Here is a 22,707-nt window from a genome sequence, read left to right as displayed (position 1 = left end):
GGTGTCGGTTGGGGGCATGGGGGTCTCCTTGAAGTGGATGACAGGATTGCCAACCTGGCCATCGTAGAAACGCCCGCAATGCAGGCGTGTAGGCCCACATGCCATGCGGCCGCCGGGGGATGGAGACTTTGGGCAGGGCCTGCCGCTTGACCCGTGCCACACTCTTGCCCTTACAACAGGTGGTTATGTCTTCTACAGAGTGGGCCCAGGCGGCCCTGCAGTCGTTTGATGCGGTGGTGCAGGCCACCGAGGGGTTTCGCAGCCGCGCCGGGCAGCGGCTGATGGCCGAGCAGGTGGCGCGCACCTTCAGCACGGCCACGCTGGGCAAGGTGGATGAAGAGGGCGGCGAGGCCGCGCCTACGCGCTCCATTGCCGTGATCCAGGCGGGCACGGGGGTGGGCAAGTCGCTGGCGTATTGCGCGCCCGCCATTGCGCTGGCGCTGGCACGGGGCACGCGGGTGCTGATCTCGACCGCCACGGTGGCGCTGCAGGAGCAGCTGGTCAACAAAGACCTGCCGGCGCTGGCCGCGCGCATGCCGCAGCCGTTCAAGTTTGCGCTGGCCAAGGGGCGTGGGCGCTATGTGTGCAAGCTCAAGCTTGACCGGCTGGCCGGCACGGGCGAGGCGCACGGCGAGGACGATGACGACCTGTTTCCCGAAGAGGCCGCCAACGCCCGCCGCAAACGATCTCACCAGGAGACCGAGGCGCGCATGCAGTTTTATTCGACCATGGCGCAGACGCTATCGAAGGGCGCCTGGGACGGCGACCGCGACAGCCTGGACACCCCGCCTGAGCCCGAGGTGTGGAGCCCCGTGGCTGCCGAAGGTGCATCGTGCACGGGCAAGCACTGCCCGGCCTTCAGCCAGTGCACCTATTACGACAAGCGCAAGGAGCTGGTGGGTGCGCAGGTGATCGTGGCCAACCACGATTTGCTGCTGTCGTCGCTGGGCGCGCGCGTGCTGCCCGAGCTGGACAATTGCCTCCTGGTGCTGGACGAAGCCCACCACTTGCCCGCCACCGCGCTTGCCCAGTTTGCGTGCAGCATGGATTTGTCGCGCATCACCTGGATCGAGCGGCTCTCCAGCCGGGGCCTGCGCATTGGCGCGCTGCTGGAGGTGGAAGAGATTGCCGACATCCCGCGCCATGCGGCCCAGCTGCGGCAAACGCTGCAGGACCTGGCGCGCATCGTGATGGACGTGTATGGCGACCACCTCAAAAGCCTGAAGGACACCTGGGGCCCCGCGCGCGTGCGCGTGCCGCGCGGCGAACTGCCCGAGCCCCTGATTGCCCCGCTGGGCCTGCTGGCCGCCAGTGCCGATGGTTTTCTGGAAGCGCTGCGCGCCATCAGCAAAGCCCTGCGCGCCGAGATGCGCGACAAGCCCGACGAGGCCAAGCGCCTGTCCACGCTGTATGCACAGATCGGCATGCTGGCGCCGCGCCTGGAAGAGCTGCACGCCACCGCGCAACTGCTGCTGCAGGATGCCCCCGAGGGCGCCGACCGCAGCTTTGTGCCCGCCGCCAAGTGGTTCACGCTGGAGATGGATGGCGACTTCATCGTGGTGAAGGCGCACGCCAGCCCCATCTTGCCCGGCACCACGCTGCGCAACCACCTGTGGAGCGCGGTGCGCGGCGCGGTGCTGACATCGGCCACGCTCACCAGCTGCGGCAATTTCGATTTCTTTTTGCGCGAAGCCGGCCTGCACGGTGACGAGGCCGCCACCACGCTGGAGGTGGCCAGCCCCTTCAACTACGCCGCGCAGGGCACACTGATTGCCGCCGAAACGCGCGCCGACCCCAAGAACGCCGCGCAGTTCACCGCCGAGATGGTCGATGCCCTGTTGCACGACATTGCGCGCGTGGAATACGGCGCGCTGGTACTTTTCACCTCACGCGAACAGATGCGCCAGGCCGTGGATGCGCTGCCCACCGCCATGCGCAGCGTGGTGCTGGTGCAAAACGCGCTGCCGCGCGCGCAGCTGCTCAAGCGGCACCGCGAGCGGGTGGAGGGCGGTGAGCCCTCGGTCATCTTTGGCATGCAGTCGTTTGGCGAAGGGCTGGATTTGCCCGGGCGGCTGTGCGAATCGGTGTTCATTACCAAGCTACCCTTTGCACCGCCCGACGACCCGGTGGGCGAAGCCCGCGCCGAATGGCTTCGCGCCGTGGGCCGCGACCCGTTCAGCGAACTGGTGGTGCCCGCTACCGCCATCCGCCTGGCGCAATGGGTGGGCCGCGCCATCCGCACCGAGGAAGACCAGGCGCATGTGTACTGCTACGACAAGCGCCTGACGCGCACCAGCTATGGGCAGCGGCTGCTCAAAGGGCTGCCGCCGTTTGCGCTGGAGCAACGGGCTCCGCTGTGATTGGGCGACACTTCCCACGCCATATTTCCAACCACAACAACAAACCATAGAGAGGAACCACCATGCCCCACACCATTCCCGCCTGCCCCCAATGCGGCCAGGAAAACACCTACCCCGATGGCAGCAACTACGTGTGCCCCGACTGCGCATTTGAATGGCCGCAGGTGGCCGATGCCGCCGAAACCGATGCGGCAGAAGCAGGCGACGGCGTGGTGCGTGACGCCAATGGCAACCCCCTGGCCGACGGCGACGCGGTGATTCTGGTGAAAGATCTCAAGGTCAAGGGCTCGTCCTCCACCCTGAAAAAGGGCACCAAGATCAAGAGCATCCGCCTGGTCGATGGTGCAGATGGCCACAACGTGGACTGCAAGACCGACCTGGGCAGCATGCTGCTCAAATCGGAGTTTCTGAAGAAGGCCTGATGCTTTGTTTTTGATAGCTGCTAGCGCATGTTGCATAAGCGCTACAGGCCAAAAACACTTGATATCAGCGCCGACTACCCGTCCACCGTACCTGCGCTGCAGCATGTCCCACCCCATCGCCGTCATCGACTTTGAAACCACCGGCATCTCGCCCGGCCAGGGTGCGCGCGCCACCGAGGTGGCCATCGTGCTGCTGGAGGGCGGGGTGGTGGTGGACCGGTTCCAGAGCCTGATGAAAACCGGCGCGTGGATTCCACCCTTCATCACCCAGCTCACCGGCATCACCAATGCCATGGTGAACGCCGCGCCCGCTGCAGCCGAGGTAATGGCACAGGCCGCGCGCTTTGTGGGCAACGCGCCCATGGTGGCGCACAACGCGTCGTTTGACAGCAAGTTCTGGCAGGCCGAGCTGGCACTGGCCGGAGTGCCCGCGCCGCAGCCCTTTGCCTGCACGGTGCTGCTGTCGCGCCGGCTGTACCCGCAGGCGCCCAGCCACAAGCTGGGTGTGCTGGTCGATTACCACGGCCTGCCGCGCACGGGCCAGGCCCACCGGGCGCTGGCCGATGCCGAAATGGCCGCCGCCCTGCTGGCGCGCATGCAGCACGACCTGCGCACGCAATGGCGCGTGGCCCAGCCCGACCATTCCCTGTTGATGGCGCTGCAGCGCTGCGCCCGGCCCGCGGTGGGCAAGCTGCTGGCGCAACATACGGCCAGCGAATGAGCCCCCATGCCCCGGCGCTGGGCTCATTTACTATTATTTTGATAGCTGTTAGCGCTTATCCGTTAAGGGCTACATGTCTTTTTGGCTCTTAAAGCGGAGTTTCCACCGCCCTTGCCCATAATCGCGCCATCTTTCCCCACAAAAGGACTTTCATGCCGTATCTCATTCTTGGTTTGGTGCTGTTTCTGGGCGTGCATTCGGTGCGCATCGTGGCCGATGGCTGGCGCACGCAGATGCGGGCCCGCCTGGGTGAGGGCGCCTGGAAGGGGCTGTACTCGGTGGCTTCGGTGGTGGGCCTGGTGCTGGTGGTCTGGGGCTACGGCCTGGCGCGCCAGCAGCCCGTGGTGCTGTGGAATCCACCCGTGGGCATGCGCCATGCGGCTTCACTGCTCACGCTGATCGCCTTTGTGCTGCTGGCCGCCGCCTATGTGCCGCGCAACGTGTTCAAGGCCCGGCTGCACCACCCCATGGTGCTGAGCGTGAAGGTGTGGGCGCTGGCGCACCTGATCTCCAACGGCAACCTGGCCGATGTGGTGCTGTTTGGCGCTTTCCTGCTGTGGGCAGTGCTCGACTTTCGCGCTGCGCGCCAGCGCGACCGTGCGCAAAACTCGGTGTACGCGCCCGCCACGGCGGCAGGCACGGGCATTGCCGTGGTGGTGGGAACGGCCGCGTGGGCAGGCTTTGCGTTCTGGGCGCATGTCTGGCTGATCGGCGTGGCGCCGCTGGGACGTTAAGGCAGCAAGACAGTCAGGCGCAGCACCATTTGCTGCGCCAGCAGGGGCTTGCCGCTCCACGCCTGAGCGGAGACGGCCCTACCTGCAGGTGTGCACCAGTCGCCCCGTGCGGTGGCACGCCGGGGCGGTTGCCCGGACCAATGAAATCCCACACAACCCAACACCGGCGCGACGCCCAGGTCCGTGAGGCAGAGCTGCGCCGTGTCGCGGCCAATGATTCCTGAATGGGTCCATTTGCCGGGTTGAACAAACGTCCATTAACAATTCATGTTTTGGTTTTTTCAGCCAATTAGATACAATTTGTAAATTTATCGTAACAATTCACACAATCTGCCGCCGGCCAACGGTGGCCTGAACCAGCGCCCGCCAGCCACTCCAGCCAGTGCCACCCCCAATGAAACAAGGTTCCGACGTCCCGCCACAGTGGCCACGACAAACAGCGCTTTGGCTGCTCTGCGTCTGGATGACCCACGCCCATGCGCAAGCCGACATGGCCGACTTGCCGCTGGAGCAGCTCATGCAGCTGCAGGTCACCACGGCCAGCCGGTATGCGCAAACGGCCCTCGAAGCGCCCGCCACCGTGAGCGTGGTCACCGCCGACGACATACGGCTTTTTGGCTACCGCAACCTTTCCGAGGTGCTGGGCAGCATGCGCGGGCTGCATGTGTCGTACGACCGCACTAACCACTACCTGGGCACCCGGGGGTTTGCCACACCGGGCGACTACAACACCCGCGTGCTGCTGCTGGTCAACGGGGTGCGATTCAACGACAACCTCTACGATCAGGCGACCATCGGCACGGATTTTCCGATCGACCTGGATCTGGTGGACCGGGTGGAGTTTGTGCCCGGGCCCGGGTCGGCGGTGTATGGCGCCAATGCGTTCTTTGGCGTCATCAATGTCATCACGCGCAACGGCCGCCAGCTGGCCGGGCCGCAGGTGAGCGCCGAGGCCGGCAGCCACGGCAGCGCCAAGCTGCGGTTTTCGCTGGGAACGGTTGACGCCCACGGGGGCGACTGGCTGATTGCCGTGACACGCGCCACCACGCGTGGGGCAGACCAGTATTACCCCTCTTACGACACGCCATCGACCCACAACGGCGTGGCCCAGGGGCTGGATTTTGATCGCAGCACCCAGCTGTTTGCCCGGATGCACCAGAACGGTCTGACATTGACGTTGGCGCATGGCGAGCGCAACAAAGGCATGCCCACGGCGGCCTACTCCCAGGTGTTCAACGACCCGCGCTCACGGCTGACCGACACCACCACGCGCTTGGCGGCCGAATACACCACCCAGGTGCGGCCGTCCCTGGCGTTGACCGGCCGGGTCCATGCGGGGCGCTACCAATACGAGGGCGACTATGTCTACGACTACCCGCCCCTCACGGTGAACCGCGATGTGGGAACCGGGCAGTGGTGGGCAACCGAGTGGCAATGGGTCAGCACGGCACTGGCACGCCACAAGCTCTCGTGGGGCGTGGACTACCGGCGTGACACGCGCATCGATCAGCTCAATTTCGATCTGAAGCCACGGACAGACAACCTGGACGCCCGCCGCACCGGCGATGCCCTGGGCATTTTTGTTCAGGACGAGTTTGCGCTTCGCCCCGATCTCACGCTGCACGCCGGTCTGCGCTGGGGGCGGCAGTCGGGCAGCAAGGGCTCTGTGAACCCTCGGCTGGGCCTGGTGTACTGGTGGAACCCCACCACCGCCATCAAGGTGCTGCATGGCACCGCCTACCGCCCCCCCAACGCCTACGAGCGTGACTACCGCGTTGACACCCCCGGTGGCGTGGTGGACACGGTCGCCCTGCGATCCGCAGCGTGTGCGCACCACCGAGCTGGCGCTGGAACACGCCCCCACGGGCGCAAGCCGCATGCTGCTGACGGTGTTCCGGTCCAACGTGACCAACCTGATTTCCCTGGGTAACACCCACCAGCCAGACCGGTACACCTTCACCAACGCAGGCCGGGTGCATATGCAGGGCCTGGAGGCCGCGGTAGATCACCGCCTGGACGGTGGCGCGCGCGTGCGCGCAGTCTATGGCAGGCAAAAGCTGCGCGACACCGTGGCAGACACCGGGCTGACATACTCTCCCGAGCATTTGCTCAAGCTGCAGTGGTCGGACTCTGTGCGGTCCCCTGCCGGGTTGGGCTGGCAATCGGGCCGCTACGCGGTCGAGGTGATCGGCGTCGGCTCGCGCCGAACCTTGCAACACGCACGCCTGCCAGCCAACATTCGCACCAACCTCACCTATTCCGCACGCATTGCGGATGTGGATGTGTCGGTGGGTGTGTACAACCTGTTCAACCGCCGCAACGCAGACCCCGCCTCGTACGAGATCCGCGAGGACTCCATTGCGCAGGACGGCCGGACCTACCGCGTAAAACTGACCTACGCGTTTTGAGAGCCATGCCGACACCCAAGCCGACACCAATAGCCATGCGCCTGCGCAACACGCTCCTGATCGGGCTGTGGGCGTTGAGCTGCGGCACGGGGGCCCGCGCCGATGCATTGGTTGAAGAGCTCGATCTGAAGGCGGCCTATGTCTTTAACTTCATCCAGTTCATCGAATGGCCCGAGAACGAAGCCGTTGCCAGCCGCGACTGGAGCATTTGTGTTTCGCCCTTCAGCCCCCTGAAAAGACCGCTGAGCGCCCTGGAAGGCAAACCCGCACGCAAGGGCCAGCCCGTGCGGGTGAGGCTGCTGGACATCGGCGCAGTGCACAAATGCCGGGTGGTTGTTTTCAGCAATGCCGACGTGGATTCCGTGCTGCGTGCGCTGCAAGCCCTGCCCTCCGGACACGGCATCCTGACCATCGCCGATGAAGTCACCTTCGCCAACCCCGAGATCTTGGTGACGCTGAGCCACCAGGACGGACGAATCGTCTTCGGCATCAGCGCCAACGCAGCGTCCCGGGCCGGCCTCACCGTGAGCTCCAGGCTGCTGCGACTGGCCAAGGCGGGCAAATGAAAACCCAGGCCCACAAGTTGCCGCAGCAGGCACAGGAAAGGTCGCCCACCACGCTGTCTTCGCGGCTGGCTTACACCAGCTTGCTGACCGCCGGGCTGGCACTGCTGACATTGGTGCTGGCCCTCACCGCCGTGAACTACTGGAGCACCCGCACGACCATGCTGCAGGACAGCCGGGTGGAAGCGGCCATCGTGGCGGACAACGTCTCTGCGGCGGTGGTGTTCCGCGACACCGAAGTCGCCAAGGAAATGCTTGGCGCCCTGAGGTTGTCCCCCATGGTGATCGGCGCCGGTGTGTACGACTCGGATGGCGTGCTGCTGGCGCACTATGTGCGCGAGCGTGATCCGGGGTTTCCGACCACTGTTTTCGAGCTGGGCATGGGCGACGCCTCCGAGCGCGCCGGGCTGCGCACCCTGGAGATCGCCCTGCCCATCGTGGCGCCCTCGGCGGTGGGCGGCACGCTTTACATCCGCAAGTCGATGAGCGCGGTCTACCAGAACCTGGCCATCCGCTTTCTCAGTGCCCTGCTGATTGCCGCTGGCGTGATGGGCATGGCCACCGCGATGGTGCTGCGAAGCCGTACCGCAGTGCGCGATGCCGAAAACCGCCTGCAGGCCCTGGCCCACACCGATGCCGTCACGGGCGTCGACAACCGGCACGCCTTCAACGAGCGGCTTGCTGTTGAAATGCGGCGCGCGGTCCAGCTGCACGGCAGGGTGGCGCTGGTCTATATCGATCTGGACAATTTCAAGACCCACAACGACACCTTCGGCCACGCCGCAGGCGACGGCCTGCTGCGCCAGGTGGCCCGCCGCCTGCAGTCGGTGGTGCGCGGCACCGATGCCATTGCACGCCTGGGTGGCGACGAGTTCGCACTGATCCTGCGACTCGACATGGACGACGCCGCACTGCAGAAATACGGCCAGCGGATCATCAACGTCTTTCAGGCCCCCTACACAGAAGGGGGGCAAGAAATGAATGTGACCTGCAGCGCGGGTGTGGCCACCTTTCCCGACGACGCACCTGACATCGACGGCCTCATCAGCAATGCCGACACCGCCATGTACCGCGCCAAAGAAATGGGCAAGAACCGCTACGTGCGGTTTGAGGCATCCATGAACCAGGCCGCGGCGCGGCGCCACGCCATCGAACAAGCGCTGCGCGCCGAGCTGGAGCATGGCGACGGGCTGTCGATGCACTACCAGCCCCTGATTTCGGCCGCCGATGCGTCTTTGGTGGGCGCAGAAGCCTTGCTGCGCTGGACCCATGCCGAGCTGGGCAACGTGTCCCCGATGGAGGCGATTTCGGTGGCAGAAGACTGCGGCCTGATCGTTGCGCTGGGCTATTGGACGATGCGCGCCGCATGCCGCGATGCAGCCAGCTGGGGCGCAGGCAAGTCGCTGCGCGTGGCCGTCAACATATCGGCCCGGCAACTGGGCGACCCGCAGTTTCTGCAGCGGGTGATGGACATCCTGCGCGAGGAGGGGCTGCCCGCCCACCGGCTCGAAATCGAGCTGACCGAAACCGTGCTCATGGAAAACATGGAAGCCGGGGCGCACACGCTGCACCGCCTGAGCCAGCTGGGCATCCACCTGGCCATTGACGATTTCGGCACCGGCTACTCGTCACTGGCGTACCTGCGGCAGTTGCCAATGCAGCGGCTCAAGATTGACCGCAGCTTTGTCAAAGACCTGCCCCAGCAAGAGAACAGCCGCACCATCGTCACTGCCATCGTGGCGCTGGCGCATGGCTTGGGGCTGCAGGTCACGGCCGAAGGCGTGGAGACACGCGAGCAGGCAGACCACCTCATCGGGCAGGGCTGCGACATTTTGCAAGGCTATGTGTTTGCACGGCCCATGCCGGCACAGCAGTTTCTGGCATTTCAGGCGGGTCCGCGCGCAAGCCCCCTGGCGGCCTGAATGCTCCGGCCCAGGGGTATGATTTGCTATTATTTTAATAGCTATTAGCGCTTATATATAAAGGGCTAGAGGCTATTTTTTCTGATTTTCGACTTGTCTCAGATGTGTCTCACCCCACCCGTTCGGGCTGAGCCCGTCGAAGCCAGGGCGCCCCTTGCGAACAGCCCTTCGGCTGGTTCAGGGCGAACGGTCTGTCTGAGGCAGGTACCTGATCAGATATTTTTGCTTCAAACTTGGCACCCCCAGCCCGTGGCGCTGCTGCACCACGGAACCGGGATGAATGCGGGCTCAATACGCCAGGTTGAGCTGGATCACCGATGTGCTGCCGCTGACTTCATAGCCCACCAGCAACAGCGGTTTGCCATTGGGGGAGTCGCTGGCGGGGATGAAGACCAGGCCCTCGGGGCCCAGGTCGCCCACCTGGGCCAAAGCTGCAGCGGGGCTCTTGGTGGTCCAGTCGTTGCGGGTGTTCAGGTAGTCCACGCGCACGGGGGCGGTGGGAGAGGTGATGTCATACACCAGCACGCCGCCCATGCGTTCCAGCCCAATGAAGGCAAAGGTTTTGGCACCAATACGGCCCACGGCAACGCCTTCGGGCTCGGGGCCCTTGTTGTCGCTGCGGTTGTCCAGCGTGCCGCCTTCTTCGTGGTTGGAGTTGAAGAAGTTTTTGCAGGGGATGTTGCGCTGAGCACCGGCCTGGCAGGCGTCGCTGGCGATGAATTTTTCAATTTCAGCGCCCGAATCCCAGACCAGCTTGCCGTCGTCGCCCCAGATGGAAAACGAGCGCCCGCCGTAGGCATAGAGCGCGTCGTACATCAGGCGGTCGCCCGCCGCGTCCTGCACACCGGCGGCATTGAACTTCAGCGGCGCGCCGCTGGCATCGGTGCGGTAGCCCTGGGTCCAGGACACGTTCAGGCGGCCCAGCTGGTCGTCGTCGCGGCATTTGCCGGGGTTGCCCGCCACCGCGCCGCAGTAGCCGAACACCGCAGGGTTGAGCAGACCACCGGCGGCCAGCGCCTTGAGCTGGGGCGCAAGGTCATCGCCCGCGCGGCCCGACCAGCCTTTGCTGTTGATCAGGTGCTTGACGCGGAACTCTTCCACAAAACCCTTGCTGGCATCGCCCGCCCAATAGGCACTGTTGCCTTCACCCCAGGCGCGTGCATCGCCTTCGTTGGCGGTGACCAGGTAGGTCTTTCCCCCGGCCTGGTAGCTGGCCACGCTGTCGGGCAAATACAGGCCGCGCACGCCCGGCCAGGCGCGCAGGTTGGCGGCCAGGTCGGTGTCGGACGCGTCGAGTGCGTTGGCGGCCAGCCCGTGGTCTTTGTACCCCAGCGGCACGATGTCTTTCACCGTGGCACTGGCGATGTCGATGCGGGCCAAGGCATTGTTCTCTTGCAGCGTGACCCAGGCGGTCTTGCCGTCGGCCGCCACGGCAATGTATTCGGGCTCGATGTCCTTGGCGGCAGTGGCACCGGGGCCGTAAATACGCACACCCTTGGCGCGCAGTGTGGCCTCTTGGCCATTGAACGCGGCAAAGCTGGCGGTCTTGACTACGGGGGTCTGGGGCGTGCCCACATCGATGATGCTGACCGAGCCTTCGGGGTCGATCTGGTAGTCGTCGCTGGGCTCGCCCTCGTTGGCAACCAGCACGGTGCGGCCATCGGGGGTGAAGGTCACCATGTCGGGCAGCGCGCCCACGGTCACCTGGCTGACGAGTTGCAGGTCGCTGGCACGGTACAGCGCCATGCGGCCCGGGTCGGTTTTGACGGCTGCCTGAATGGCCACTGCCACCAGACCGCCGTGCACGGCAATGCTGTTGATGCTGGAGCCCGGCAGAACTTGCGCCGAGCTGATTTGCCCCAGGCGCTTGGGTTGCGTGGGGTTGCTCAGGTCCAGCACATCCACCGCTCCGGCTTGCGCATTGACCACGAAGGCACGCCTAGAGGCGGCGTCAAACGCCGGAATCTCTGCCGCGCTCTTGCCAAAAATACCGGTCTCAAAGCTGCCGATTTTCTCCAGCTTCAGGCTCACGGGGGTGCGGGGCTCGTCATCGCTGCCCCCGCAGGCAACCAGCGCTGCACTGGCGAGCAGCGTGGTAATGAAAAGACGGCTGGGCGTGCGCAAGAAGGCCAAAGTGGAGTGCTGCATGGGGTGGGTGTTTCAAATGGCAACAAAACCTGCGGTTGTATGCAACTATGGTGACAAACCCGTGACGCTCTTCGCCCATCCAGGGGAAAAGCAAGCACACACAGAGGCCCCTCGGCGCCAAGCGCCATGCAGAGGTCTGAACACCCGCGGTTGCGAGCCCGCGCCCCATCCGCTACGCTCGGGACCCATGCGCGCACCCGCCCTTAGCCTCGCCCTCACCACCGCCTTGCTGATGGGCGGCTGCAGCACACCACCGCCGTCGTCACATTCAGCGCCATTGCGCGGCACTGCAGCGCAACTGTCGGACGAACAGGCGCATGACATCGCCATCCACGCGCTGGGACTGGTGGGCACGCCTTACCGCTATGGCGGCAACACGCCGGATTCGGGCTTTGACTGCAGCGGTCTCATCGGCTATGTCTACCGCCACCGGGTGGGCACAGCGCCACCGCGCACCGTGGCGCAGCTCAGTGGCTGGGGCCAGCCGGTTGCCAATGGCGAGTTGCGCACCGGCGACCTGGTGGTGTTTGGCAAGGGGCGCACGCCCACCCATGCGGGCATCTACGTGGGCGCGGGCCGTTTTGTGCATGCGCCCTCTGCGGGCGGCGAGGTGCGCATGGACCATCTGCAGTCGCGTTACTGGTCGCGGCAAAACGCGTCGTTTCGCAGACTTTGACGCGCTGGGCAGCGCCGTCAGGGTGCTGTGAGGGTGCGGCGCGACAATCGGGGCCACCATGACCCACGCACACCACTCTGCCACCCCCGTTTCCACGCACGACACCACGCGCATCGACGACACGCGCATCAAGGCCGTGCGCCCGCTCATCACCCCCGCCCTGCTGCAAGAGTGGCTGCCTGCGCCCGACGCTGCGCAAACCCTGGTGGAGACCAGCCGCGCCGCCCTCTCGCGCGTGCTGCACGGGCAGGACGACCGGCTGATCGTGGTGGTGGGGCCCTGCTCCATCCATGACCACGGCCAGGCCATGGAATACGCGCATGCGCTCAAGGCCCAGGCCGATGCGCTGGGCAACGATTTGATCGTGGTGATGCGCGTCTATTTTGAAAAGCCGCGCACCACCGTGGGCTGGAAGGGCTACATCAACGACCCGCGCCTGGATGGCAGCTTTGCCATCAACGAAGGGCTGGAGCTGGCGCGCCAACTGCTGCTGGATGTGCTGGCCGTGGGCCTGCCGGTGGGCACCGAGTTCCTCGACCTGCTGTCGCCGCAGTTCATCAGCGACCTGGTGAGCTGGGGCGCCATTGGTGCGCGCACCACCGAGAGCCAGAGCCACCGCCAGCTCGCCAGCGGCCTGTCGTGCCCCGTGGGTTTCAAGAACGGCACCGATGGCGGCGTGAAGGTGGCCAGCGACGCCATCCAGGCGGCGCAGGCATCGCACGCTTTCATGGGCATGACCAAGATGGGCCAGGCCGCCATTTTTGAGACGCGCGGCAACCACGACTGCCACGTTATTTTGCGCGGCGGCAAGCAGCCCAACTATCAAAAGGCCGATGTGGACGCCGCCTGCGCCATGCTGCAGGCCGCCGGGCTGCGCCCGCAGGTGATGATTGACGTGAGCCACGCCAACAGCAGCAAACAGCACCAGCGCCAGATCACGGTGGCCGCCGAGGTGGCCGAGCAAATTGCCGCGGGCGACGCACGCATCACCGGCCTGATGATCGAAAGTCACCTGCAAGAGGGCCGCCAGGACATCGTGCCCGGCCAGCCGCTGCAGCACGGGGTTTCGGTGACGGACGCCTGCATCAGCCTGGCGCAGACGCTGCCGGTGCTGGAAGGCCTGGCCGCTGCCGTGCGGGCCCGGCGCCAGAAACTGGCCGCTTAGTCGGCGCCCACGCGCTGTGATTGCACTGTGGTCCCTTGGAGACGCTTGATGACAGTCATGCGGTGTAGCATTAACACTCCGTTGCACAGGCGCACCTTTTGCAGCCCCCACGCCGGCATGGCGCCGGTGGGTAAAGCCTGCCTCTGGCGCCGCCCTGGCTTTTTCAGCATTCAACCACTTTCCCGTTCTTAGCGTTACGGTCACTCCATGCAGGAAAAGCCGCTCTTCATGCCCGCCACACCCTGCCGCCCTTGCGGCACAGGGCGCTAGAGCCCATGGCACCTGTGCACGCCCCCCAGGAAACCGAGCGCCTGCAAGCGTTGCAGTCTTACGCCATTTTGGACACACCGGCCGAAGAAGCGTATGACCAGCTGGCCACCCTGGCCGCGCGCCTGTGCAGCACGCCAATGGCGGTGGTCAATTTTCTGGACAGCGAACGCCAGTGGTTCAAGGCGGCAGTGGGTGTGCCGTTTCAGCAGACCGATCGGGCCATTTCGTTTTGCACGCACGCGCTGAGCGGCACCCGCACCCCGATGGTGGTGGCAGATGCCCGCCAGCACCCGCTGTTTGCCGACAACCCGCTGGTGGTGGGCGAGCCCCATGTCCGGCTGTATGCCTGCGTGCCGCTGATTACCCCCGAAGGTGCCGCACTGGGCACGCTGGCAGTGCTGGACACCGTGCCCCGCGCGCTGACCGATGAACAGCTGGAGGGCCTGAAGATCCTGGCCGGCCAGGTGATGGTGTTGCTGGAGCTGCGCCGCCAGCAACGGCTGTTGTCCCAGCTGGTGCAGGAACGCGACCAGATGCACGCCGAGCTGGTGGACCAGAGCGAAACCCTGCGCGTGGCCGGCAGCATTGCCCGCATTGGCGGGTGGTCACTGGAATTGCCAGCGCGGCAGCTGAACTGGTCGCAAGAAATTGTTGACACTTTCGGTCTGGCCGGGCGAACGGGCCCGGTGGCGCAAATCCTGGCGCTGCACACCCCACCCTACCGCCCGGCCCTTGAACAGGCCCTGGAGGAGTGCATTCGCGATGGCATGCCCTTTGACCTGCAGTCCGAGGCGCTGCTGGCGGGTGAGCGGCATTTCTGGGTTCGCACGGCAGGCCTGGCCGTGCGCGATGCGCAGGGCCGCGTGGTACGCGTGCAGGGCGCGTTCCAGGACATCACCGCGCAGCACCAGGCTGACCAGGCGCTGCGCCTGAGTGAAGAGCGCTTTCATCTGGTGGCGCGCGCCACGGCCGATGCCATCTGGGACTGGAACCTCGCCACCGACGCCATGTGGTGGAACGAAGGCATGCAGCACCTGTTCGGCATTCCACCCCACGAGGTGCTGCCCGACAGCCGCTCGTGGACCCTGCGCCTGCACCCCGAAGACAGCGCCGAGGTGCTGCAAAGCATCCATGCGGCCGTGAGGGGCAGCGCCAGCCACTGGTCGGCCAAATACCGCTTTCGCCGCCACGATGACAGCTATGCCTGGGTGCTGGACCGCGGCTTCCTGATCCGCGACGGCGAGGGCCGTGCGGTGCGCATGGTGGGCGGCATGGCCGACATCAGCGCGCAAAGGCTGGCCGAGATCGAAGCGCAACGCGATGCACAGAACCACACCCAGCTGCTGCAGCTGCAGCAGCGCATGTCATCCATCGACCTGCCGCTGCCCGAAGTGCTGGCCATGGTGGCCCGCACGGTGCTGGACCAGACCGGCGCGCGCGGTGCACAGGTGGACCTGCTCGAAGGCCAGCACCTGGTGGTCTATGCGTCTGCCGGGGTCATGGTGCGCCCCCTGGGCCACCCGTTGCCGGTGCACATGAGCCTGCTGTGGCACACGCTCAGCCAGGCCCGCACCATCGTTTGCCATGACATCGAAGCCGAAGGCTGGGACTTGTCGCACCTTCCCCACTCGCGCGGCCTGCGCTCGGTGGCGGCGGTGCCCTTGCGGGCGGGCGATACCGTGGTGGGATCGCTGCTGGTCACCTCCGACCAGCCCCACGCCTTTTCGGCCCGCAGCGTGGCCCACCTGGAAATCCTGACCGAATCCCTGGGCACCATGGTGCAACTGCACCAGGTGGCCAGCAAGCTGCACGCCTCCGAGCTGCAATACCGCATGCTGTTCGACGAGCATCCGCATCCCATGTGGGTGTATGCCAAAGACAGCCTGCGCCTGCTGGCGGTGAACCAGGCCATGGTGGCGCACTATGGCTACACCGAGGCCGAGCTGCTGCAGATGGAGCTGACAGACCTGTGTATGCCAGAGGATCGCCCCGGCCTCAGAGAACGGCTGAAGGACGTTTTTTTGCAGCCACGCGACACCTCCATGGTGCGCCGCCATCTGCACAAAAACGGTGTGCCAATGCACATGGATATTTCGGCGGGCAACATCAGCTTCAATGGGGCGCCGGCCCGCCAGGTGCTGGCCATCGACATCACCGAGCGCCTGCGCACCGAAGACGACCTGCGCCGCATGGGCCGGGCACAGCGCCTGCTCAGCGCCTGCAACGAGGCCCTGGTGCGCGCCACCTCCGAGACCACGCTGCTGCAGGAAATCTGCCAGATTGCCGTGGACATTGGTGGCTACCGTATGGGCTGGGTGGGCTTTGCGCTCAATGACGAAGCCCAGACCATCGAACCGGTGGCCCATGCGGGCTACAACCACGGGTATATCGAACAGCTGCAACTGAGCTGGTCCGAAAGCAGCGCCTTTGGGCGGGGCCCGGCCGGGGTGGCCGTGCGCAGCGGGCAGCCCGTGATCGTGCAGGACATCCGCACCGACGACAGCTTTGCCGACTGGACCGAGCGCATGCTGGGGCACGGGTTTCATGCCGTGATCTGCCTGCCCCTGCGCGAACGCGAGCAAACCTTTGGCCTGCTGTACCTGTATGCGCCAGAAATTTTGCACATCAGCGGCGACGAAATCACCTTGCTGCAGCAACTGGCCAACGACCTGGCCTTCGGCATCATGAGCCTGCGGGCCCGCCATGAGCAGCAACGCCTGCAGGCCTCGGTGCTCAAGATGGCCGCTGCCGTGTCGGCCAGCACGGGCACCGAGTTCTTTGTGCAACTGGCCAGCAACATGGCCGAGGCGCTGGGCGCACAGGTCGGCTGCGTGGGCCGCCTGCTGCCAGCCCAGCAGGGGCAGGCACCACGCGCCACCACTCTGGCAGCCGTATTTGATGGCCAGACACTGCCCAACAGCGATTACACGCTGGCTGGCACGCCCAGCCTCCTGCTGCTGAACCAGCCCCAGGTGGTGGTGACGGAAAACGTGGCGCAGCTGTACCCCGAGGCTCCCATCCTGCGCAAGCTGGCAGCGCAAGCTTATGCCGGGCAGCAGCTGTGCAACGGCGACGGCGAGGTGGTGGGCATGATCTTCGTGCTGTTCCGCCAGCCGCTGACCAACCACGATTTCGTTACCTCGACACTGCGCATTTTTGCCAGCCGCGCCTCGGCCGAGATCGACCGGCAGACATCCGACATGCGCATTCGCCACCAGGCATCGCTGCTCGACAAAGCCCAGGACGCCATCATCGTGCGCGACCTCGAAAACCGCATCATCTACTGGAACAAGAGTTCCGAGCGGCTTTATGGCTGGACGCAGCTGCAGGTGCTGGGCCAGTCCATCGAAACCCTGCTGTACGACGACCCCACGCAGTTTCGCCGCGCCACCCAGGCCACCCTGGAGCATGGCGAGTGGACCGGCGAAATCGTGCAGCGGCACCGCGACGGCAGCGCCATCCATGTGGAAGGGCGCTGGACGCTGGTGAAAGACGATCTGGGTCAGAACCATTCGGTGCTGGCCATCAACACCGACATCCGCGAGCGCAAGGCCACCGAGCGCGAGATCCAGCGCCTGGCGTTTTACGACGCGCTCACCGGTCTGCCCAACCGCATGCTGCTGATGGACCGCATGGCCCAGGCGCTGGCCAGCGCCCAGCGGCGCCAGCAGGGCGGTGCGCTGTTGTTCATCGACCTCGATAACTTCAAGACCCTGAACGACACCCTGGGCCACGACCAGGGCGATCTGCTGCTGCAGCTTGTGGCCGAGCGCCTGAACAAATGCGTGCGCAACGTGGACACCGTGGCCCGCCTGGGGGGCGACGAGTTCGTGGTGATGCTGGAAGAGCTCAGCCAGCATCCCGACGACCTGGCCCGGGAAGCCCACGGCGTGGGCGAAAAAATCCTGACCACGCTGGCAATGCCTTATGCGCTCAAGGGCTACCAGTACCGCAGCACGCCCAGCATCGGCATCGCGCCCTTTGATGGCGACCAGGCCAGCGTGGGCGAATTGCTCAAACAGGCCGACCTGGCCATGTACCAGGCCAAAAAGGCCGGGCGCAACACCCTGCGCTTTTTCAACCCCGAAATGCAGGCCGTGGTGACGGCCCGCGCGGCGCTCGAGGAAGACTTGCGTGCGGCCCTGGCAAAAGACGAGTTCTTGCTGCACTTTCAGCCCCAGGTCAACCTTGCCGGCGAATGCGTGGGGGTGGAGGCGCTGGTGCGCTGGGCCCACCCGCAGCGGGGCATGGTGTCGCCGGCAGATTTCATTCCGTTGGCCGAAGAAACCGGCCTCATCCTTGCACTGGGCCGCTGGGTGCTGCACAACGCCTGCAAGGTGCTGGCGGGCTGGCAGGACGACCCGGAACTGCGCGAGCTGACCATGGCGGTCAACGTGAGCTCCAGCCAGTTCCGCCATGCCACCTTTGTGGACGACGTGGCCCGGGTGCTGGCCATCACGGGCGCTCCATCGGGCCTGCTGAAGCTGGAGCTGACCGAAAGCCTGCTGGTCGAAGACATGGAGACCACCATTGCCACCATGACGGCCCTGGGCGGCTATGGGGTGGGTTTTGCGCTGGATGACTTTGGCACCGGGTACTCGAGCCTGAGCTACCTCAAGCGCATGCCACTGGACCAGCTCAAGATCGACCAGAGCTTTGTGCGCGACCTGCTCACCGACCCCAACGATGCGGCCATTGTGGACACCATCATTGCCCTGTCGCGCAGCCTGGGGCTGGAAGTCATCGCCGAAGGTGTGGAAACTCCCGCACAACGCGATCTGCTGGCCCGCGCGGGCTGCCGCCTCTACCAGGGCTACCTGTTCAGCCGCCCCTTGCCCCCGGACCTTCTGGAGGCCTTCCTGCACCCCGCCATGCATTGAGGCAGGTTCAGCCCGCCGGTTTTTCCACCCACCGCAGCCTGGCCTGCGGTTTTTTTTGCCCTTTTTCCCGTTCAGGCCGTGGCGCAGTCCGTGAAGGGGGTCCAAAACGGCACCGGGTGGTTTTGTTGTTATTAATTAAAGGTTTCTATAAATACATAGTCGTAGTAGTAGAAGGCGCCTGTTTCTGTGGACAAGTGTCTTTTGCCCAGGCCTGACAGCCACTTGCGCCACACCCAACCCTGTGGACCCGGCCCGGCTGCCGCTGTCTGCCCGACGGGGATAAAACGGTGCATCGCCGGTTCTCTGTGGATAACCGCCCGGTTGTGCCAAAACTATCCCCAGTGTTGTGCACGGGCAGTGGTGGACGGGAAAATATGGGTCAAATCGGCCTCTAGCCCAATGAAAATAAGCGCAATAAGCTATTAAGTTAATAGCATCTATCAGATCTTGATGGCTTTCAGGCTGCGAGCCAGTGCCACAACGCCAGGCCGGCGCCCATCCAGACGGCCACCACCAGCACCGCGCCGATGCGGCTGGTGGGTTTGCCGCCGCTGGTTTTTATCCACAGGTCGGCCTGGTCGCGGCATTGCTGCAGCACCGGCGCCGAAATCAGCCCGATTGCCAGCCAGATCAGCCCTGGAAGCAAGAGCAGGTCGTCCACACAACCCAGCACGGGGATGAAGTCTGGGATCAGGTCGATGGGGCTCAAGGCATAAGCCACCACCAACACGCCCAGCGCCTTGGCATACCAGGGTGCCTGCGGGTGCCGTGCGGCAAACCACAGCGTGATGTCGTCGCGCTTGACGCTCTGTGCCCAGGTTTTCAGACGACTTGCCAGTTGCACAGGCTTTTCCGGTGGGTGGGCTGGCCGCGCCCCCATTTTTTGTGCCATTCAAGGCGTTGGCTGCGGCGCGAAGGAGGTTTCGGTTGTTCTTCTATGGTTCTATATATAAATAGCAGTAGTAGTAGAGGGCGCCTTTTTTTGTGGACAAGGTCATTTTTGTGAATGCTGGCGCGCAGTTGCGTTGCCTGAAAGTATGTGCGCAGGGCCCCCTGAACTTGGATGCTGGCAGATAACAACTTTGGGTTTTGCGGTGAGTCTGTGGATAACCGCCCGGTTGTGCCAAAACTATCCCCAGGCTTGTCCACAATGAAAAAAGCCCGGTGCTTTGGTGGGCACCGGGCTCGGGGGAGCGCTGTCCGTGTGGACAACTGCTGGAGGCTTTTGAACAGGTTTTTAGCGGCCGGGGCCTCCCATGGGCATGTCGCAGCCGCGCATACCGCCGTGGCGGCCGTTGTCATGGCCCCAGTCGCTGCGATGCCCGCCCTTGCCGCGCATGTTCTGACCCCGGGAGTCGAAGGTCTTTTGCTGCTCTGGCGTGAGGGCGGCGTAGAAGGTCTTGGTGGCTTCGCCCCGGCGGTCTGCTTCAGCGGCCTGCTGGGCGCGCATGGCGCGCATGCGGTCGATGCGCTCCGGGGTGGTGAGCTTCTCCATGTCGGCGCGGCCCAGGCGGGCAGAGCGCTCGCCTGGCTGCATGGCGGCGGTGAAGGCGGCCCAGGCCGGTTCTTGTGCGGGTGTCAGCTGGAGTTGTGCCTTGAAGGCCTCGGCGCGTTTGGCCATGTAGGCCTGGCGGCGCTCTTGCCGGTCGCCTGGCGTGCGGGCTTGCTCGGCCGAGGCCGTTGCGGCGGGTGGCGCCGAGAGTGCAGAGGGAGCTGGCTGGGCCAGCACGGGCAGGGCGAGGGCGGCCATCATGGCGGCGGCGGCAATACGGCTTTGGAAGAAAGACATGGTGTGGGTCCTTTTCAAGGGTTGGTCCGCTGGAACGACCGTTTCAGCGGTTGAGAGCCAGTGTGCGCGGCCCGTGTAACCCGCCCGTGTGGTAATGGTGTGGCTGTGTAAAGTTGCAACAAGAAGTCCCGCGCGCGGCCTTCATGTATTCACCATGAAAATAGCCTCAAGCGCTTGATGGTAAAGCGCTGATAGCTATTAAAAATATAGTGTAGCCAGCCGTTGTGCCCGCAGGCGGGCCAGCCGACCCCCGACAATGTCGCCTGTACTCCGCAATGGCTGCAAATGGCCAGAAGAAACAAAGGTTGTCCGTGTTCAAGAACATGATCGTGTACCGCATTGCGCCGCAATGGCAGGTGGAATTGACGCAGGTGGAAGAGGCCCTGGCCAAGGCGCCCTTCATGGAATGTGGTGCCACGCAGGAAAAGTCGCTCGGCTGGGTGCCGCCGCGCGGTGATGCGCATGGCCCGCTGGCCGAGTCGGTGGGCGGGCAGTGGATATTGCGCTTCATGGTCGAGTCCAAAGTGCTGCCGGGCAGCGTGCTGGCCCGCCGCGTGAAGGAAAAAGCCGAGCGCATCGAGCAGGAAACCGGCCGCAAGCCCGGCAAGAAGGAAAGCAAGGAACTCAAGGACGAGGCCAAGCTGGATTTGCTGCCCATGGCCTTCACCAAGCAGGGCTCGATGTGGGTGTGGATCGACACCGCGTCGCGCCTGCTGGTGCTCGACACCTCATCCCAAGGCCGCGCCGATGAGGTGGTGACGCTGCTGGTTGAGTCGCTGCCGGGCCTGTCGGTGTCGCTGATCAACACCCAGACCAGCCCGCAGGCCGCGATGTCGCACTGGCTCAAAGAACAGGAGCCACCCGTGGGCTTCACGGTGGACCGCGAGTGCGAGCTAAAGAGCGCCAGCGAAGAAAAAGCCGTGGTGCGCTACGCCCGCCACCCGCTCGACATCGAAGAAGTGCAGGCCCACATCGCCGCTGGCAAGCTGCCCACCAAGCTGGCGCTGACCTGGGACGACCGCGTGAGCTTCATGCTGACCGAAGGCCTGCAGATCAAGAAGGTGTCGTTTCTGGACACCGTGTTCGAAGGCACCAAGGCCGACGATGGCGGCTTTGACACCGACGTGGCCATTGCCACGGGCGAGCTGGTGAAGTTGATCCCCGACCTGATCGAGGCGCTGGGCGGCGAGGCCGAGAGCGGCGTGGCCAGTGCAGCGCAGGCGGTTGCCGCAGGCGCTGCGCCCGCAGCCGTCACGGCGCCATCCTCCGCGCCTACCGCACACTCCGCACCCGCACGCAAAAGTGCGGGCGGTGGCATGGTGACCGGGCCCAGGGACGCGCCGGTGGACACCGACCCCGAGTCGGCGCCGTTCTGATCGCCTGGGGCGCAGGGCCCGTTAGCGCCCCAGCAGCGAGCGCGCCACCAGCTCTTTCATGATCTCCGACGTGCCGCCATAAATGCGCAGCACGCGCGCGTCGGTCCAGAAGCGCGAGATCGGGTACTCGGCCATGTAGCCGTAGCCGCCAAACAATTGCAGGCAGGCGTCGGCCACGCGGCTGAACAGTTCAGTGGTGTGCAGCTTGAGCGCGCTCACCGCTTCGGGCGTGAGCTGGCCTTGCTGGTAGGCGGCCACGCTGGCGTTGAGGAAGGCTTCGGCGGCGGCGATGTCGGTTGCGCACTGCGCCAGCGTGAAGCGGGTGTTCTGGAACTGGGCCAGGTTTTGGCCGAAGGCCTGGCGCTCCTGCACGTATTTCAGCGTGGCATCGAGGGCGCCCTTGGCGCCGTGCACCGCCTGCACGCCGATGATGAGGCGCTCGCGCGGCAGCTCGCGCATCATCTGCACAAAGCCCTGGCCTTCCACGCCGCCGAGCAGCGCATCGGCCGGTACGCGCATGTCGTTGAAGAACAGCTCGGAGGTGTCGCCCGCGTGCTGGCCGATTTTTTCGAGGTTCTGACCGCGCGTGAAGCCGGGCGTGGCCGCATCGACCAGGAACAGGCTCACGCCCTTGGCGCCCAGGGCCGGATCGGTCTTGGCGGCGAGCACCAGCAGGTCGCAGTTCTGGCCGTTGCTGATGAAGATCTTGCTGCCGTTGATGACGTAGTGGTCGCCGTCGCTGTCACTTACCCGTCGCGCGGTGGTGCGGATGGCCTTGAGGTCGCTGCCCGCCCCGGGTTCGGTCATGCCGATGGCGGCAATCGCCTCGCCGCTGGCCATGCGCGGCAGCCAGTATTGGCGCTGCGCCTCGGTGCCGCAGTGCAGCAGGTAGGGCGGGATGATGTCGTTGTGCACCTGCAGCCCACCGACAAAGCCGCCGTAGCCCCGGCGCGAGAGCACCTCGACCACGGCGAACGAGAAGGGCACGCTGGCGCCCGGGCCGCCGTAGGCATCGGGCACGTCGGCGCAGAGGTAGCCGTTCTCGCCCATCTTGCGCAGCAGGTCGCGCGGCACGCGGCCGGCTTTTTCCCAGGTGCGGTAGTGGGGCTCGATCTCGGCGTCGCAGAAGCGCTCCAGCGACTCGGTGAAGAGCTGCAGTTCGGCCTGCTCGTCGGCGCTGATGAAATGATTGGGCAGCATGGCGGTAATATTGCTATATAAATAAGAGCTACCAGCGCTTGATACACAAGCGCTGGAGGTCAAAAACACTCAA

At 65.0% G+C, this 22,707-nt stretch carries 16 protein-coding genes; 12 read left to right on the top strand and 4 right to left on the bottom strand.

Annotated features, from left to right (window positions below; translation table 11 throughout):
* Positions 1 to 185: 185 nt before the first annotated feature.
* From dinG to DTW89_RS08375, 8 genes are all read left to right on the top strand, one after another.
* Complete coding sequence (gene dinG / locus DTW89_RS08405; RefSeq protein ID WP_114655612.1) at positions 186 to 2,360, top strand: ATP-dependent DNA helicase DinG; 2,175 nt, start codon at positions 186 to 188, stop codon at positions 2,358 to 2,360.
* A gap of 62 nt (positions 2,361 to 2,422) precedes the next feature.
* A complete protein-coding gene (locus DTW89_RS08400; protein ID WP_086910857.1) occupies positions 2,423 to 2,782 on the top strand; it encodes a zinc ribbon domain-containing protein YjdM in 360 nt (119 codons plus the stop codon).
* 103 nt (positions 2,783 to 2,885) lie between these two features.
* Complete coding sequence (locus DTW89_RS08395; RefSeq protein ID WP_114655611.1) at positions 2,886 to 3,503, top strand: 3'-5' exonuclease; 618 nt, start codon at positions 2,886 to 2,888, stop codon at positions 3,501 to 3,503.
* A gap of 152 nt (positions 3,504 to 3,655) precedes the next feature.
* Positions 3,656 to 4,237: an NnrU family protein gene (locus tag DTW89_RS08390; RefSeq protein ID WP_114655610.1), complete on the top strand. Its 582-nt coding sequence runs from the start codon at positions 3,656 to 3,658 to the stop codon at positions 4,235 to 4,237.
* A 463-nt stretch (positions 4,238 to 4,700) separates the two neighbouring features.
* The gene (locus tag DTW89_RS08385; protein ID WP_269089839.1) at positions 4,701 to 6,167 is read left to right on the top strand and encodes a TonB-dependent receptor plug domain-containing protein; all 1,467 of its coding nucleotides are present in this window, start codon (positions 4,701 to 4,703) and stop codon (positions 6,165 to 6,167) included.
* The gene (locus DTW89_RS19905; protein ID WP_269089838.1) at positions 6,064 to 6,645 is read left to right on the top strand and encodes a TonB-dependent receptor domain-containing protein; all 582 of its coding nucleotides are present in this window, start codon (positions 6,064 to 6,066) and stop codon (positions 6,643 to 6,645) included. Before DTW89_RS08385 ends, DTW89_RS19905 begins: the two co-directional genes overlap by 104 nt.
* A 5-nt stretch (positions 6,646 to 6,650) precedes the next feature.
* Positions 6,651 to 7,211: a YfiR family protein gene (locus DTW89_RS08380; RefSeq protein ID WP_114655609.1), complete on the top strand. Its 561-nt coding sequence runs from the start codon at positions 6,651 to 6,653 to the stop codon at positions 7,209 to 7,211.
* On the top strand, positions 7,208 to 9,130 hold the full coding sequence (locus tag DTW89_RS08375) for a putative bifunctional diguanylate cyclase/phosphodiesterase (RefSeq protein WP_114655608.1): 1,923 nt from the start codon (positions 7,208 to 7,210) through the stop codon (positions 9,128 to 9,130). Before DTW89_RS08380 ends, DTW89_RS08375 begins: the two co-directional genes overlap by 4 nt.
* 288 nt (positions 9,131 to 9,418) lie before the next feature.
* On the opposite strand, the gene DTW89_RS08370 is transcribed toward DTW89_RS08375, so the two are convergent.
* A complete protein-coding gene (locus DTW89_RS08370; protein WP_114655607.1) occupies positions 9,419 to 11,278 on the bottom strand; it encodes a choice-of-anchor I family protein in 1,860 nt (619 codons plus the stop codon).
* A 187-nt stretch (positions 11,279 to 11,465) separates the two neighbouring features.
* On the opposite strand from DTW89_RS08370, the gene DTW89_RS08365 reads away from it, so the two are divergent.
* The 3 genes from DTW89_RS08365 to DTW89_RS08355 all read left to right on the top strand — a co-directional run bounded on the left by DTW89_RS08365 (position 11,466) and on the right by DTW89_RS08355 (position 18,269).
* Complete coding sequence (locus DTW89_RS08365) at positions 11,466 to 11,954, top strand: C40 family peptidase (protein ID WP_114655606.1); 489 nt, start codon at positions 11,466 to 11,468, stop codon at positions 11,952 to 11,954.
* A 58-nt stretch (positions 11,955 to 12,012) separates the two neighbouring features.
* Positions 12,013 to 13,119 (top strand): 3-deoxy-7-phosphoheptulonate synthase, encoded by a 1,107-nt coding sequence (locus tag DTW89_RS08360; RefSeq protein WP_114655605.1) that lies wholly within the window; start codon positions 12,013 to 12,015, stop codon positions 13,117 to 13,119.
* A gap of 275 nt (positions 13,120 to 13,394) precedes the next feature.
* The gene (locus DTW89_RS08355) at positions 13,395 to 18,269 is read left to right on the top strand and encodes an EAL domain-containing protein (RefSeq protein ID WP_114655604.1); all 4,875 of its coding nucleotides are present in this window, start codon (positions 13,395 to 13,397) and stop codon (positions 18,267 to 18,269) included.
* Between the two features lie 457 nt (positions 18,270 to 18,726).
* Here DTW89_RS08355 and DTW89_RS08350 read toward each other — a convergent pair whose 3' ends face one another.
* Positions 18,727 to 19,113: a YkvA family protein gene (locus DTW89_RS08350; protein WP_114655616.1), complete on the bottom strand. Its 387-nt coding sequence runs from the start codon at positions 19,111 to 19,113 to the stop codon at positions 18,727 to 18,729.
* A gap of 393 nt (positions 19,114 to 19,506) precedes the next feature.
* The gene (locus DTW89_RS08345) at positions 19,507 to 20,058 is read right to left on the bottom strand and encodes a Spy/CpxP family protein refolding chaperone (protein ID WP_114655603.1); all 552 of its coding nucleotides are present in this window, start codon (positions 20,056 to 20,058) and stop codon (positions 19,507 to 19,509) included.
* Between the two features lie 311 nt (positions 20,059 to 20,369).
* Here DTW89_RS08345 and DTW89_RS08340 point away from each other — a divergent pair, with 311 nt between their 5' ends.
* Positions 20,370 to 21,434: a recombination-associated protein RdgC gene (locus DTW89_RS08340; protein WP_114655615.1), complete on the top strand. Its 1,065-nt coding sequence runs from the start codon at positions 20,370 to 20,372 to the stop codon at positions 21,432 to 21,434.
* A gap of 21 nt (positions 21,435 to 21,455) precedes the next feature.
* Here the strand turns inward: DTW89_RS08340 and DTW89_RS08335 are convergent, their stop codons facing one another.
* The gene (locus tag DTW89_RS08335; RefSeq protein ID WP_114655602.1) at positions 21,456 to 22,634 is read right to left on the bottom strand and encodes an acyl-CoA dehydrogenase family protein; all 1,179 of its coding nucleotides are present in this window, start codon (positions 22,632 to 22,634) and stop codon (positions 21,456 to 21,458) included.
* Between the last annotated feature and the right edge of the window lie 73 nt (positions 22,635 to 22,707).

The organism is Acidovorax sp. BoFeN1 (assembly GCF_003345135.1).
GTDB lineage: Bacteria > Pseudomonadota > Gammaproteobacteria > Burkholderiales > Burkholderiaceae_C > Acidovorax > Acidovorax defluvii.
The sequence above is the reverse complement of the archived record's forward strand: the minus strand, read 5'-3'. Positions and strand labels throughout refer to the sequence as shown.